The organism is Streptomyces sp. NPDC059743, from assembly GCF_042732975.1.
GTDB lineage: Bacteria > Actinomycetota > Actinomycetes > Streptomycetales > Streptomycetaceae > Streptomyces.
This window is the reverse complement of sequence record NZ_JBHWGS010000004.1, coordinates 268,028-282,405: the sequence shown is the minus strand read 5'-3', so window position 1 is coordinate 282,405 and position 14,378 is coordinate 268,028. Positions and strand designations below refer to the sequence as shown.

The following is a 14,378-nucleotide window of genomic DNA, read 5'->3' as shown; positions in this document are numbered from 1 at the left end:
GGGGCGCCCCCCCGCCGCCCCCCCCCCCCCCGCCCCCCGGCCCCCGCACCCCGGGCCGGCCCCAACCCAACCCACAACACCCCCTCCCCTCCCCCCCGGGCCCCCCCCCCCCGCCCCCCCCACGGGTGGTTTCCAAGGACGATTAAAGATCGGCTGACTGTCCGAGGCGGCGGGTAGGCTCGACAGCAAGATGACAGAGGACCTCTCCCCAGCCGAGCGGTACGCCGCTTCGCGGACTCGCGCCGCCGAGCAGGCCACGGCGCTCGCACCCTTCCGCGAGATGTACGACTTCGCGCTCGACCCGTTCCAGATCGAGGCCTGCCAGGCCCTGGAGGGCGGAAAGGGCGTGCTGGTCGCGGCGCCCACCGGCTCGGGCAAGACGATCGTCGGCGAGTTCGCCGTGCACCTGGCCCTGGCCAAGGGCCGTAAGTGCTTCTACACCACGCCCATCAAGGCGCTCTCCAACCAGAAGTACGCCGATCTGGCCAAGCGCTACGGCGCGGACAAGGTCGGTCTGCTCACCGGGGACAACAGCGTCAATTCCGAGGCTCCGGTGGTCGTCATGACCACCGAGGTGCTGCGCAACATGCTCTACGCGGGCTCCCAGTCGCTCCTCGGCCTCGGCTATGTGGTGATGGACGAGGTCCACTATCTCTCCGACCGGTTCCGGGGCGCCGTCTGGGAAGAGGTGATCATCCATCTGCCCGAGTCGGTCACGCTCGTCTCGCTCTCGGCGACGGTCTCCAACGCCGAGGAGTTCGGTGACTGGCTGGACACCGTCCGTGGTGACACCGAGGTGATCGTCGCGGAGCACCGGCCCGTGCCGCTCTGGCAGCATGTGCTGGCCGGCCGCCGGATGTACGACCTCTTCGAGGAGGAGTCCGACCACGGCGGCCGTGGCGTCGCCAAGCGGGAGGTCAATCCCGATCTCGTCCGGCTGGCCCGGATGGAGAACCAGCGCACGTACAACCCGCGCGAGCGCAGACGCGGCAAGATGATCCGCGAGGCCGACCGCGAGCGCGAGCGCAGACAGCGCGGCCGGATCTGGACACCCTCCAGGCCCGAGGTCATCGAGCGCCTCGACGCCGAGGGCCTGCTGCCCGCGATCACCTTCATCTTCAGCCGGGCCGGCTGCGAGGCCGCCGTACAGCAGTGCATGTACGCGGGCCTGCGACTCAACAACGACGAGGCGCGGCGCCGGGTCCGCGAGATCGTCGAGGAGCGCACGGCCTCGATCCCGGGCGAGGATCTCCATGTCCTCGGCTATTACGAGTGGCTGGAGGGCCTGGAGCGAGGCATCGCCGCGCACCACGCCGGAATGCTGCCGACCTTCAAGGAGGTCGTGGAGGAGCTGTTCGTCCGCGGTCTGGTCAAGGCGGTCTTCGCCACCGAGACGCTGGCGCTCGGTATCAATATGCCGGCCAGGTCCGTGGTGCTGGAGAAGCTCGTCAAGTGGAACGGCGAGCAGCACGCCGACATCACGCCCGGCGAGTACACCCAGCTCACCGGGCGGGCCGGGCGCCGCGGCATCGATATCGAGGGCCATGCGGTGGTGCTCTGGCAGCGCGGGATGGATCCGGGCGCGCTCGCCGGACTGGCCGGGACCCGGACGTATCCTCTGCGCTCCAGCTTCCGGCCCTCGTACAACATGGCCGTCAATCTCGTGCACCAGTTCGGCCGACACCGCTCGCGTGAACTGCTGGAGACCTCCTTCGCCCAGTTCCAGGCCGACAAGTCGGTCGTCGGGATCTCCCGCCAGGTGCGGAAGAACGAGGAGGGACTCGACGGCTATCGCGCCGGGATGACCTGCCATCTCGGGGACTTCGAGGAGTACGCGCGGCTGCGCCGCGATCTCAAGGACCGTGAGACCGATCTGGCCAAGCAGGGCGCGGCGCAGCGCAGGGCCGCCGCGGCCTCCTCGCTGGAGAAGCTCAAGCCCGGCGATGTCATCCATGTGCCGACCGGGAAGTTCGCCGGTCTCGCGCTGGTGCTCGATCCCGGGCTGCCGGCCGGACGTGCCAACGGCCACCGCGGCTTCGAGCACCAGGACGGGCCACGGCCGCTGGTGCTGACCGTCGAGCGGCAGGTCAAGCGGCTGGCCTCGATGGACTTCCCGATTCCGGTGGAGCCGCTGGAGCGGATGCGGATCCCCAAGTCCTTCAACGCGCGCTCACCGCAGTCGCGCCGCGATCTGGCGTCCGCGCTGCGTTCGAAGGCCGGTCATATCGTGCCCGAGCGGCACCGCAAGCAGCGCGCCGCGGCGGCCGACGACCGGGAGATCGCCCGGCTGCGCACGGAGCTGCGCGCCCATCCCTGCCATGGCTGCGACGAGCGGGAGGACCACGCGCGCTGGGCCGAGCGCTATCACCGGCTCCAGCGGGACACCCGCCAGCTGGAGCGCCGGATCGAAGGGCGGACGAACACCATCGCCCGTACGTTCGACCGGATTGTCGCGCTCCTCACCGAGCTGGACTATCTCCGTGGCAACGAGGTCACCGAGCACGGCCAGCGGCTGGCCCGGCTCTACGGCGAGCTCGATCTTCTCGCCAGTGAGTGTCTGCGCGACGGCGTCTGGGAAGGGCTCACGCCCGCCGAGCTGGCCGCCTGTGTCTCCGCGCTGGTCTACGAGGCCCGGCAGTCCGATGACGCGGTGGCGCCGAAGCTGCCGTCCGGCAAGGCGAAGGCCGCGCTCGGCGAGATGATCCATATCTGGGGCAGGCTCGACGCCCTGGAGGAGGAGCTGAAGATCAACCAGGCGGAGGGCGTAGGACAGCGCGAGCCCGACCTCGGCTTCGCCTGGGCGGTCTATATGTGGGCCTCGGGCAAGGGACTTGACGAGGTGCTGCGTGAGGCGGAGATGCCGGCCGGTGACTTCGTCCGCTGGTGCAAGCAGGTCATCGATGTGCTCGGCCAGATCGCGGCGGCGGCGCCGCGCGAGAACAGCACGGTGACGAAGAACGCGCGCAAGGCGGTCGACGCGGTGCTGCGCGGAGTGGTGGCGTACAGCTCGGTGGGCTGAGGCGTTACGTCGATGGCCGGGCCGTATGTTGGTGGCCGGGCCGGGTGTCCTGCTCTGGACGGCCCGGCCCGGTCGGCCGCTCAGTCCGGCCGCTCAGCGGCGTGTGGTGGTGTACGCGCGCCAGCCGCCGTATTCGGTGATGTCCTGGGCGTCGCTGAGCGCGGCGGGCTCGCAGAGGAAGCCCGGGACCGTGGTCGAGTCGGCCAGTTCCACCCGGCCCAGTGCCATGGGACGCGGAAGCGCGGCGAGGAGCGAGCCGAGGCCGTCGGCCGGCAGCTCCCAGATCTCGGCCTCGATCGCCGCTCCTGCCGCTCCCGCCACGCCCGTCGGGCCCGTATGGACGAGTCCGGGCTTCGGCGGCTCGGTGGGCAGGGCGTAGAGCCGGTAGACCGGTGCGGTGGTCGTCGTACGGATCAGCCGCGCGCCCAGCGCCAGAAGCTGTGGATTGAGCGGCTGGCCGGTCAGATGCGCGCCCACCACCGCGAGCCTGACGGGCGGTGTGAGCAGGGCGGCGAGGTCGGCCAGGCGCTCGTCCGTACCCGCGTGGCCGATGAGCATGACACCGAAAGGACGGCCGTGCACCTCGCCGCCCGGGACGGCGACCGCGGCCAGATCGAAGAGATTGGTGGAATTGGTGAACCGGCCGAGCCGGGCGTTGGTACCCAGCGGATCGGCGGCCACCTCCGCGAGCGTCGGATGGCCGGGAGCGGTCGGCAGGAGCAGCGCGTCGGCGTCGCCCAGGGCACCGAGTGCCGCTGTACGCAGAAAGGCGAGCCGTGCCTGGTCGGCGTAGAGCCGGTGCGCGGGGATGTCACGGGCGCGGCGGATGATCCCGGCGACGGTGGGATCGAGATCGGCCGCGCCGGTGTGCCCGTCGCCGGTGTGCGTGTCGCCCGTGTGCGCGTCGACGAAGGCGCCGACCGCCGTATAGCGCTCGGCGACAAAGGCGCCCTCGTACAGAAGCGCGCCGGCCTCGGTGAACGGTGCCGGATCGAGAGGCATCAGCCGGGCGCCCGCCGCCGCGAGCCGGGCCGCAGCGGCTTCGTACGCCTCGGCCCAGCCGTCGTCCAGCGGGCCGAGCGAGTCGGGCGGCGGTACTGCGACCCGCCATGGTCCCGGCGTACGGTGCGGCGCCTCGCGGCCCGGCGGTACGGACATCAGCGCGAGCGCAGACCGGGCCTCCGGGAGCGTACGGGCGAAGACGGTGACGCAGTCCAGACTCGCGCACGCCGGGACCACGCCCTCGGTGGGCACCAGTCCGCGGGACGGTTTCAACCCGACGATGCCGTTGAAGGCGGCGGGCACCCGGCCGGAGCCCGCGGTGTCGGTTCCCAGGGCGAGATCCACGATGCCGAGGGCCACCGCGACGGCGGATCCCGAGCTGGATCCGCCGGAGATCCGTTCCGGGTCATGGGCGCCGCGTACCGGGCCGTAGGGCGAGCGGGTGCCGACCAGACCGGTGGCGAACTGGTCCATGTTGGTGGTGCCGAGGACCAGCGCGCCCGCCTCTCTGAGCCGCGCCACGGCCGGCGCGTCCCGCTCCGGGAGATAGGCGTACGAAGGGCAGCCCGCGGTGGTGGGAAGCCCGGCGACATCGATATTGCCCTTGACGGCCAGGAGGCGGCCGGCGAGAGGAGGCGGATCGGTGGCACCGTCGGTGTCGGCGGCGCGGGCGTCGAGCGCGCGGGCCTCGGCCTCCACCTCGGCCTGGGGCCGCAAGGTGATCCAGATCTCCGGGCGGTCGACGCGCGCGATCCGTTCATAGGCGGCGCGGACCCGGGCGAGCGCGGAGAACGGTGGGACGGATGTGGCGGGCATGACGGCGAAGGCTCCTTACGTCGGGGACACGGAGGACGGCGAGGACGAGGAAGTGGCGGAGGGCGCGGGCGACGGCACCGGGGACAGGATCAGCAGCGGCGTGCCCGCCTCCACCTGTGCGCCGGGTGACGTCAGAATCTCCGTCACCACGCCGTCCGCCGGTGCCTGGATCCGGGACTCCATCTTCATCGCCTCCAGTGCGAGCAACGGCTGACCCGCACGTACGGTGTCACCGGCGGCGACATCGATCCGCCAGACCGACGCGGCGAACTCCGCCTCCAGCAGCCGGGCGCCCGCCGGCACGCTGATCCCGGTGCGCGTGGGCGCGGGTACGGCCACCTCCTCCGTGCGGGCGAACTCGCCCGACGCCTCCCACGCGGCGCGCTCCACCGCGAAAGCCGCCGCCTGACGGGCCCGGAAGGCCTCGATCGAGGCGGCGTTCGCGGCGAGAAACCGCTCATGCTCACGGATCGAGAAGGTCCCTTCCTCGATCCGTGGGACAAAGCGGCCAGCCGCCATGTCGGCCCGTAGGGCGAGGAGTTCCTCCGCGCCGACCGGATACCACTTGATCCGGTCGAAGAAGAGCAGCAGCCACGGTTCGCCCGGGCGGAACGCCCCGCGCTGCTGCCAGCCCGACCAGACCTGGGTGGTACGGCCCACGAACTGATAGCCGCCGGGCCCTTCCATACCGTAGATGCACAGATACGCGCCGCCGATCCCGACGGAGTTCTCGGCGGTCCAGGTGCGCGCCGGGTTGTACTTGGTGGTGACGAGCCGGTGCCGAGGATCGAGCGGAGTGGCGACCGGCGCTCCCAAGTACACATCGCCCAGGCCCAGTACGAGATATTCGGCGTCGAAGACCGTGCGGTGGACGTCCTCGGGCGAGTCCAGGCCGTTGATACGGCGGATGAACTCGATGTTCCACGGGCACCAGGGCGCGTCGTCCCGTACGCCCGCCATATAGCGGGCGATGGCCTCGCGTGTCGCCGGATCGTCCCAGGACAGCGGCAGATGGACGGTACGGGACGCCACCACCAGCTCGTCCGTGGGCGGGAGTTCGTCCTCGATCCGGGTGAGTATGCCGAGCAGCGCCTCCTGGGAGAGCATGTCCGGGTCCAACTGGATCTGGAGGGAGCGGATGCCCGGTGTGAGATCGGTGATGCCGGCCAGGCTTTCGGCCGTCACCGCCGCCGCCAGCGCGTGGACCCGCATCCGCAGGGCCAGATCGAGCCGCATCTCGCCGTACTCGACCAGTACGTTGTCGTCGCCGCTCCTGCGGTAGGTGACACCGGGACGGCGGCCGAGGATGCCGCCGTCATCGACGAGCGGCCGGTCCGGCGCGGGCGTGGCGGCGGGGGAGCGGCGCAGCTCGGCGGCGGCGCGGGTGGTCACGGGAACGAAGCGGATGGTGTCGCCGGGACGCAACTGGCCGAGCTTCCAGCGCTGGCCGGCCACCACGGTCGCCGGGCAGACGAAGCCGCCGAGCGAAGGACCGTCGGGACCGAGCAGCACCGGCATGTCGCCGGTGTAGTCGACGGCTCCGATCGCGTACGGCGTGTCATGGATGTTGGAGGGATGAAGTCCCGCCTCGCCGCCGTCCGTTCGGGCCCAGCGAGGTCTGGGACCGATCAGCCGTACGCCTGTGCGCGCCGAGTTGAAGTGCACCTTCCATTCCGCCGCGTAGAACGCCCGGATGTCCTCCTCGGTGAAGAACTCCGGTGCCGCGTGCGGGCCTTCGACCACACCGATCTCCCACCGGTCGGTGAAGCAGGGCCGCTCGGAATGGCGTACAGGCGCCGCGCCGTTCCGTACGCACGCCGCCTCCGGGTGGAGCACATCGCCCGTGCGCAGGGCCCGGCCGCCATGGCCGCCGAAGCGGCCGAGAGTGAAGGTGGCCGCGCTGCCCAGGAAGTCCGGGACGTCCAGACCGCCGCCCGCGAACAGGACATAGGTCCGCAGTCCCTGGTCAGCAGGAGCACCGATCGCGAGCGACGCTCCGGCCGGGACGGTCACGGGCTCCCACTGCGGGACCGGCGTACCGTCCACGGTCACCGGCGCGGGCGCGCCGGTGACACAGACGGTGCTGGCGGAGCCGAACCGGAGCGTAGGGCCCTGAAGTGTGCACTCCAGGCCCGGTGCGCCGGGCTCGTTGCCGAGCGCGCGGTTCCCGAGCCGGAACGAGAGGCTGTCCATCGGTCCCGACGGCGGGACGCCCACCTGCCAGTAGCCGGTACGGCCCGGCCAGTCCTGCACGGTGGTCAGGGTGCCGCCCGCGGTCACCTCGATACGTGGCGTCGGATCGGTGACGGTCGCGAGCGTCGCCGTGGAGTGCGCGGCGGCGACGAAGGCCGGAGCGCGCAGAGCGGCACGCACCAGCCCGAGATTGGTCTCGATACCGTCGATACGGGTGGCGGCGAGGGCCTGGTCGAGTGCGGCGAGCGCCGACTCGCGGTTGTCGCCATGCGCGACGATCTTGGCCAGCAGCGGATCGTACGCGGTGGTCACCTCCGTTCCCGTCTCGATCCAGGAGTCGACGCGTATGCCGTCACGCTCCGGCGGAAAGGCGACCCGGGTGAGGAGTCCGGCGCCAGGACGGTGGTCCCGGCCCGGATCCTCCGCGTACAGCCGCGCCTCGACGGCATGACCGCGCGGTGCGTCCGGCTCCCTCACGACGGCGGTCTCGCCCTGGGCCAGCCGCAGCATCCACTCCACGAGATCGACGCCATGGACCGCCTCGGTGACCGGATGTTCCACCTGGAGACGGGTGTTGACCTCCAGGAAGGACGCCTCCTCGCGGACCTGGTCGTACACGAACTCGACCGTACCCGCGGAGCGGTAGTCCACCGACGCGCACAACTCCCGTGCGGAGACGGTCAGTCGCCGTCGTACGGAGTCGGGGAGGCCGGGCGCGGGCGCCTCTTCGAGCACTTTCTGATGACGGCGCTGGAGGGAGCAGTCGCGGGTGCCGAAGGTGACGACCCGGCCCTGTCCATCGCCGAAGACCTGTACTTCGACATGGCGCGCGTGTTCCACGAGCCGCTCCAGGAAGACTCCGGTGGAGGAGAACGCCGCCTCCGACACGCGCCGTACGCCCTCCCAGGCGTCCGCGAGCCCGGCCGCGTCGTACACCGCGCGCATACCGATCCCGCCACCGCCACCGGTCGCCTTGAGCATCACGGGATAGCCGATACGGTCCGCCGCGGCCAGTGCGGCGGTGAGATCAGGCAGCAGGCCGGAGCCGGGCGCGAGCGGGACGCCCGCGGCCTCGGCGGCGGCGCGGGCGGTGTGTTTGGCGCCGAAGAGGCCGAGCTGTGCCGGAGTCGGGCCGACGAAGGCGATGCCCGCGTCCTCGCAGCGCCGGGCGAAACCGGCGTCCTCGGAGAGAAAGCCGTAGCCGGGATGGATGGCGCCCGCTCCGGTGTCCTTGGCCGCCGCGAGCACCAGACCGGCATTGAGGTACGACTCCTTGGCGGGCGCGGGACCGAGCCGTACCGCCTCGTCGGCGAGCCGCACATGGGGCGCCGGGCGGTCGGGATCGGAGAAGACCGCGACCGTACGGAGGCCGAGCCTGCGGGCGGTACGGATGATCCGTACGGCGATCTCGCCTCGGTTGGCGACGAGGAGGGTGTCGAAGGTCATCCGTTGGCCTCGCTGGCCTGGCTGCCGGCGCCCGGTGCTTCGGTGGTGATCGTCGCTTCCACGGCGGTGGGATCGAAGCCGTTGCAAGGATTGTTGATCTGAGGGCAGTTGGAGACCAGGACCAGTACGTCCGTCTCGGCGCGGAGTGTGACCCGCAGACCGGGCGCGGAGAGACCGTCGACGATGCCGAGCGTGCCGTCCTGCTCCACCGGCACGTTCATGTACCAGTTGACATTGGGCACGAGATCGCGCGGACCGAGGCCGTAGCGCGCTCCTTCGATCAGGAAGTTGTCCATGCAGGCGTACTGCGACCAGGTGTGATGGCCGTAGCGCAGGGTGTTGGACTCCTTGGAGCAGGCACCGCCGAGCGTGTCGTGCCGGCCGCAGGTGTCCTCGGTGACGGTCATCAGCGGTGTGTGCTCGTTCGACAGGAGCACACTGCCGGTGGTGAGGAAGACACCGCCCTGGGCGTGGATGGTGTCGGGCGCGCTGTAGCGGACGGCGGTGTCATGGGCGTCGTACACGAGGAAGTCCACGGCCTGGTTGCCGTACAGATCGGTGAGGGTGAGATACGAGCCGACGGGGACGAGGGCGGACCAGGGAGCGCGGGCGGGAATGATGACGGAGTCGGAGATCGGCGCGGAGGTCATCGGGTGCCCTTCCCCGCCAGGTATTCGGTGGTGTTGAGGAAGGCGCGGCGGCCCTCGGGAGTGGCGTTCCAGAGCGGATCGCCGGGCCGCGTCGGGGCGGCGATCCAGGCCAGGACCTCCAGCGGCGTACACACGTACTCCGGGCGCGGATCGAGCGGATGCGGCACATTCGCGATCAGTACGGTCAGATCCTGCTCGGCGCGCAAGGTCACCGAGCCGCCCGGGCCGGCCGAGCCCGTGAAGTCAAGGGCGCCGTCCGCCCGTACCGTCACGCCCTGGAAGAACGAGACGGAGGGCGGCAGATCGCGCGGCTCCAGACCGTTCTTGAGGGCGGCGAGCTTGAACAGCTCGCGGCCGGCGGGCGAGGCGGAGTGCGGCGCGCCGTCGCCGTAGCGCGCGGTGTTCCTGGCGAGAGTCGAGGTGCCGCACAGGGCGTCGTGCCGGCCGTCGGCCGTGTCCTCGACGAGCGAGGCGAGGACTCGGCCCTGGCCGGAGAGCAGAAGCTGTCCCGCGCGTGCGTAGGCGTTCCACTGGACCTTGACCGTGTCGGCCGTGTTGAGCCGCTCCCAGGGACGGCCGTCCGCGTGGAGCAGCAGATGGGCGCAGGCGTCGCCGCGCGGATCGGTGAGCCGGATCTCGGTGCCGCGTGCGACGGTGCGGTGGGTGTAGCCGCCGCCGGCCACGGTCTCGGCCCAGACGAGATGCCCGGCCTCGCACGGAGGATCGGGCCAGTCGGTGGCGGGCACCACGGGCATGGTCTCGGCCTTGGTGCCCGCCTGCGCGCGGGCGTGGTCCCTGGCCCCGTATGTCGTCGCTGTCGCCATGGCTCGGCCTCCGGCTTCTGCGTTGTTTCTGTCGACCGACAGAAATTAAGCGCGCGGCGAGTCCATGCCATTGCCCGGCCATTGCACGGGAGTTACCGGATACTCACTCCGGCTGCGGCAAGATCGAGGCGGCCGGGCGTGTGCGACGATCGGTCGCATGGCCACGACGGGACGACGGGTGGGACGGCCGCGCGCGGAGCAGCGGCCGGAGAGCGGGCTGTCCGCGCGGGACGAACTGCTGCGGGCGGCGGCCGAGTTGTTCACCATGCTCGGGTACGCGGCGACCACCACACGGGCCGTGGCAGAGCGGGCGGGAATGCGCCAGGCCACGATGTACCACTACTTCGGCGGCAAGGAGGATCTCCTCGCCGAGCTGCTCGAATCGACCGTGACACCGTCGCTGATCCTGGCCCGTGAGCTCCTCGCCGACGAGGAGCGGGCGGCCGAGACCAGACTGTGGGAGCTGTGCCGCTCGGACGTCGAGCTGCTCTGCGGAGGCCCGCACAATCTGGGCGGGCTCTATCTGCTGCCCGAGGTGCGGGCGGAGCGCTTCGCGGGCTTCCACCATGTACGGGCGGAGCTGAAGGACGCGTACGGGAGGCTGCTCGCCGAGACCGGACCGGGCGCCGAACTGGACAAGGCCGAACTCGCCCTCCGTACGGACCTGGTCTTCGGACTGATCGAGGGCGTGATCCTGGTCCACCGCTCCGACCCGGACCGCCCGGTGGCGGCGTTCGCGGAGGCAACGGCGGACGCGGCGCTACGAATAGCGGGCACGCGGGACACGGAGACGCCGGACGCGGTACGGGACTGACCTCGGCCCGACCCGCTGTCCGTCCCGCAGTCCGTCCCGCCGTTGTCCGTCCCTTCGGCGACGCGCTCAGCCGCCGGAGACGCCCGGACCTGCCTCAGCGATGACCAGGGAGCGCGCCAGCGCGGTCAGTTCCGCCGTACTGCTCGGGCCTCTGGTGTTGTGGTCGTTCGGGGCTCGTTCATTCGGGGAGCGTAGAGCCCCAGCTTGTCCGGCGTGTGCGTGCCGTCAGCCATAGTGCGCCCGTGCCCACCGTGATGGTGAGGAAGACGACCGTGAACCACTGGAAGTACCAGTGTCCGCCCGCCGGGTCGTAGACCGCTGCCCGGGGCCAGGCCAGATTGATCGTCATCGCCGCGCCGTACAGACAGGCCACCGCGTTGACCGGCAGGCCCCAGCGGCCGAGTGAGAACAGTGGTCGGCCCGTCTCGTCGAGTGCGGTCTCTGTGGTGTAGGTGCCACGGAGTCTGCGGACCAGCATCGGGGCGGTGACCATCAGATACGCGAGGTAGAGCATCGCGATACAGGTCGTGCCGATCGCCAGAAAGGCCTCCGGCGATGCCAGATTGAGCAGACAGAGCGCCGCCGCGGCCGTTCCGACCACCAGGGCCGGGCCCGTCGGCATGCCCGTACGCGGAGAGACCTTCGCCAGTCGGCCGGCGGCCGGCAGGACACCGTCCCGCGCCATGGAGAAGAGCATGCGCGAGCCCGAGGTCTGGATGGCGAGCGTGGCCACGGCGACGGCCAGCGCCACATCGGCCAGCAGCAGCCGGCCCACACCGTTGCCGAGGGTGCTGGTCAGCACGTACGAGAGTCCCTCCGTCGCCAGCCGGCCGTCGGTGAGGCTCGGCGCGGCCAGCACTCCGCCCAGCAGAAGCAGTCCGCCGAGGACGCCCGCGGACGCCAGGGCGAGCAGGATCGTACGAGGCGCGGTACGGCGAGGGCTGCGGGTCTCCTCGCTCAGCTCGCCCGCGCTGTCGAAGCCGATCAGGACGTACGCCGCGGCGAAGGAGCCCACCAGCAGCGCGCCGATGGCTCCGCCCTGGCCGCCGGTGTGGAGGGTGACACCGGGACCGCGCTCGGTGTGCGTGAACAGCAGCACCACGATCAGCGCGGCCCCGATGATCTCGGCGGTGACTCCCACGCGGTTGACGACGGACATCACACGGTTGTCGAGCAGGTTCACGACCGTGGTGAGGACGAGCAGAACGACGGCGAGCAGCGCGGCGTTCGCGGCGCCGCTCGCGGAGGTGGGCGCCGGATCGTCGCCGACGAACTGGAATCCGCTCCAGATCGCGGGCAGCACGACCTGGAGCGCGAGGGCCGCCGCAGCCACCACGACCATCTGGCCGATCACCATGATCCAGCCGGCGAACCAGCCGAAGGACGGTGTGCTCAGCCGGGTGGACCACTGGTAGATCGCGCCCGACAGCGGGTAGCGGGCGGCGAGTTCGGCGAAGCAGGCGGCCACCAGCAACTGCCCGAGGAGTACGGCGGGCCAGGTCCAGAAGAAGGCAGCGCCGCCGAACGAGAAGCCGAAGGCGAAGAACTGGAACACGGTGGTGAGGACGGAGATGAAGGAGAACCCGGCGGCGAACGAGGCGTACCGCCCCAGGCTCCGGTGCAGCTCCTGCCGGTAGCCGAAGCCGGCCAGCTCGGCCGCGTCGCGCCGGTCGGTGCCTGTGGCCGTGCCGGAGCCTGTCCCTGGGCCGCCGGGACCGCCGGCGCTTGGTGGGTCGTGCCGTGCGTCCGTGGATGCGGTGCCGGTACCGGTCATGGCAGCCCCTGTCAGCTCACTCACTGATTCCTGTCGATTGACAGAAATTAGGGAGAGGCTGTTTCACCGGCGTGACGCGTCCGTGTCCGCGCGGCGCCCAAGTGCTCACGTGGAGAGGGCGGAGACCGCGGCGAGGAGATAGAGACAGCCGCCCGTCGCGACGGTCACTCCGGCCACGACCGGTGTCCAGGCCGCCAGTCTCGCGGCGGCTGTTCGGCCGCGCAGTCGCTTCTCCAGGAAGGCGAAGCCACGGATCGTCATGACACCGACACCGGTCAGTGTGACCGCCATACCGATCCCGAAGACGATGACCAGCGCCACGGCGCCCAGGGCGCGGCCGGTCAGCAGGCCGCTGACCAGCACCAGGAAGGCGGACGGCGAGGGCAGCAGACCGCCGGAGAGCGCGAGCGCCGCCAGCCCGCGACGGGACCAGGGATCGGTCAACTCCTCGGTGCTGTCGCCGTGATGGTGGTGCTCCTGATGCGCTTCCCCGGGCGCGTGCGTGTGGTCGTGCGCGTGACCGTGTTCATGCGTATGCCCGTGCCCGTGATGGTGCCCGTGGCCACCGCGTCCTCGCAGATGCCGGTACACCAGCCCGGCTCCCACGATGACCACGATGACTCCGGCCAGCGCCTGCATCCATGCGGTCGCCGTCTCCGTACCGAACGACGCCATGCCGCTGACGCCCACCCAGATCAGCGCCAGCACCAGCACCGAGAAGGTGTGCATTCCCGCGACGATCACACCGAGGCGCACCGCGTCCCGGTGGCGGCCACGGGTGCCCGCCAGATACGCGGCGGTGATGGCCTTGCCGTGGCCGGGCGCCACCGCGTGCGCCGCGCCGACGCCCAGGGCCACGACGAGGGCGATCCAGAAGACCGCGCGGCCGTCGAAGAGCGCCACCAGACGGCTGTCCAGGCCGCCGAGGTTCGTCATGACGGGCTCCCCGAACCGGCTTCCGTACGGCGGCTGTTCCGCCGGCTCCGCCGATTCCGCCGGAAGAACAGCACACCGACGACGGCCAGCACGGCGGCGGCGGTGCCACCGGCCACGGCGGCCACGGAGCCCGGCACACCTCCACCGGTGGCCGAGAAGCGCAGATGCTGAGTGCGGTCGGCGGCGGTGAACAGGGCCTGCCGCGGAGTGGCGGGGCCGTCCGCCATGAGCACGGTGCGGTACGACTCGTTCAGATCGGTGAGCAGGCTGACCGTGACATCCGCCTCCACCAGGTCGGCCGGGCAGTCGAAGGTCAGCCGGGCTCCCTCGTCGAGCAGCCGCTCCAGCGCGGACACGTGGCCCTCGCAGGCCCTGCCGTTCTGAGCGACCGTGACATGCCGCAGCAGATAGGTGTGGACGGCGGGCGAGCGCTGGAGCTTCTGCTCGCCGGTCAGCTCCGTCGAGACGGCGCCGCTCGCCGGATCCTCGAAGGCGCCGAGCGACTGGCCGAGCGCCACCCAGTCGTCCGCGCTGGCCCGCCAGGCTATGGACACGCGGGAGCCGTCCGCGCTGATCCGGGCGGTGGACGGCGGTCCGAAGGGATGGGTGACCGCGGCGACCGCGGCGGGTGCCGGTGCGGCCAGGGCGGCGAGGCACGCGAGCACGGCGGCGGCCGGCAGAGCGCGTACCGAGGGCCGTGGCAGTACGCGTATCGGCAGCCGTACCGACAGCCGTAGCGACACGCGCGCCGAGAGCCGTGGCAGTACGCGTGTCAACAGCCGTGGCAGCGCCCGGAATCGGGCAGGGATCTGGAAGGTGGTCAAGGTCTGGTTCTCCTGTGCGGTCCCGGACGGCCGGGAGTCCCGGACGGCCGGGGCGGGATGCGCCCCGGCCGGGCCGGAGC

Annotated in this window: 9 protein-coding genes; 2 read left to right on the top strand and 7 right to left on the bottom strand. The window is 71.2% G+C overall.

The window, feature by feature from the left end:
• The first annotated feature begins 190 nt into the window (after positions 1-190).
• The gene (locus ACFV6H_RS09495) at positions 191-3,019 is read left to right on the top strand and encodes a DEAD/DEAH box helicase (protein WP_384976603.1); all 2,829 of its coding nucleotides are present in this window, start codon (positions 191-193) and stop codon (positions 3,017-3,019) included.
• A 93-nt stretch (positions 3,020-3,112) separates the two neighbouring features.
• Here ACFV6H_RS09495 and ACFV6H_RS09490 read toward each other — a convergent pair whose 3' ends face one another.
• Genes ACFV6H_RS09490 through ACFV6H_RS09475 form a run of 4 tightly spaced genes read right to left on the bottom strand, consistent with a single transcriptional unit; the run spans position 3,113 to position 9,950 of the window.
• Entirely contained in the window at positions 3,113-4,837 is a 1,725-nt protein-coding gene (locus tag ACFV6H_RS09490; protein ID WP_385540141.1) for an allophanate hydrolase, read from the bottom strand.
• 15 nt (positions 4,838-4,852) lie between these two features.
• Positions 4,853-8,476, bottom strand: a complete 3,624-nt coding sequence (gene uca, locus ACFV6H_RS09485; protein WP_385540139.1) for an urea carboxylase — start codon at positions 8,474-8,476, stop codon at positions 4,853-4,855.
• Positions 8,473-9,126, bottom strand: coding sequence for an urea amidolyase associated protein UAAP2 (locus ACFV6H_RS09480; RefSeq protein WP_385540137.1), 654 nt, complete (start codon positions 9,124-9,126; stop codon positions 8,473-8,475). The genes uca and ACFV6H_RS09480 overlap by 4 nt, the downstream gene beginning before the upstream one ends.
• The gene (locus ACFV6H_RS09475) at positions 9,123-9,950 is read right to left on the bottom strand and encodes an urea amidolyase associated protein UAAP1 (RefSeq protein ID WP_385540135.1); all 828 of its coding nucleotides are present in this window, start codon (positions 9,948-9,950) and stop codon (positions 9,123-9,125) included. The genes ACFV6H_RS09480 and ACFV6H_RS09475 overlap by 4 nt, the downstream gene beginning before the upstream one ends.
• A gap of 157 nt (positions 9,951-10,107) precedes the next feature.
• On the opposite strand from ACFV6H_RS09475, the gene ACFV6H_RS09470 reads away from it, so the two are divergent.
• A complete protein-coding gene (locus ACFV6H_RS09470) occupies positions 10,108-10,764 on the top strand; it encodes a TetR/AcrR family transcriptional regulator (RefSeq protein ID WP_385540133.1) in 657 nt (218 codons plus the stop codon).
• Between the two features lie 178 nt (positions 10,765-10,942).
• Here ACFV6H_RS09470 and ACFV6H_RS09465 read toward each other — a convergent pair whose 3' ends face one another.
• From ACFV6H_RS09465 to ACFV6H_RS09455, 3 genes are all read right to left on the bottom strand, one after another.
• Complete coding sequence (locus tag ACFV6H_RS09465) at positions 10,943-12,538, bottom strand: amino acid permease (RefSeq protein WP_385540131.1); 1,596 nt, start codon at positions 12,536-12,538, stop codon at positions 10,943-10,945.
• 105 nt (positions 12,539-12,643) lie between these two features.
• Positions 12,644-13,474 (bottom strand): nickel/cobalt transporter, encoded by an 831-nt coding sequence (locus ACFV6H_RS09460; RefSeq protein WP_385540129.1) that lies wholly within the window; start codon positions 13,472-13,474, stop codon positions 12,644-12,646.
• The gene (locus ACFV6H_RS09455; RefSeq protein ID WP_385540127.1) at positions 13,471-14,298 is read right to left on the bottom strand and encodes a hypothetical protein; all 828 of its coding nucleotides are present in this window, start codon (positions 14,296-14,298) and stop codon (positions 13,471-13,473) included. The genes ACFV6H_RS09460 and ACFV6H_RS09455 overlap by 4 nt, the downstream gene beginning before the upstream one ends.
• Between the last annotated feature and the right edge of the window lie 80 nt (positions 14,299-14,378).

Bases quoted from the DNA above. Each gene is read 5' to 3' on its own strand.
- ACFV6H_RS09495 (WP_384976603.1), top strand. From the start codon at position 191: ATGACAGAGGACCTCTCCCCAGCCGAGCGGTACGCCGCTTCGCGGACT.
- ACFV6H_RS09490 (WP_385540141.1), bottom strand. From the start codon at position 4,837: ATGCCCGCCACATCCGTCCCACCGTTCTCCGCGCTCGCCCGGGTCCGC.
- uca (WP_385540139.1), bottom strand. From the start codon at position 8,476: ATGACCTTCGACACCCTCCTCGTCGCCAACCGAGGCGAGATCGCCGTA.
- ACFV6H_RS09480 (WP_385540137.1), bottom strand. From the start codon at position 9,126: ATGACCTCCGCGCCGATCTCCGACTCCGTCATCATTCCCGCCCGCGCT.
- ACFV6H_RS09475 (WP_385540135.1), bottom strand. From the start codon at position 9,950: ATGGCGACAGCGACGACATACGGGGCCAGGGACCACGCCCGCGCGCAG.
- ACFV6H_RS09470 (WP_385540133.1), top strand. From the start codon at position 10,108: ATGGCCACGACGGGACGACGGGTGGGACGGCCGCGCGCGGAGCAGCGG.
- ACFV6H_RS09465 (WP_385540131.1), bottom strand. From the start codon at position 12,538: ATGACCGGTACCGGCACCGCATCCACGGACGCACGGCACGACCCACCA.
- ACFV6H_RS09460 (WP_385540129.1), bottom strand. From the start codon at position 13,474: ATGACGAACCTCGGCGGCCTGGACAGCCGTCTGGTGGCGCTCTTCGAC.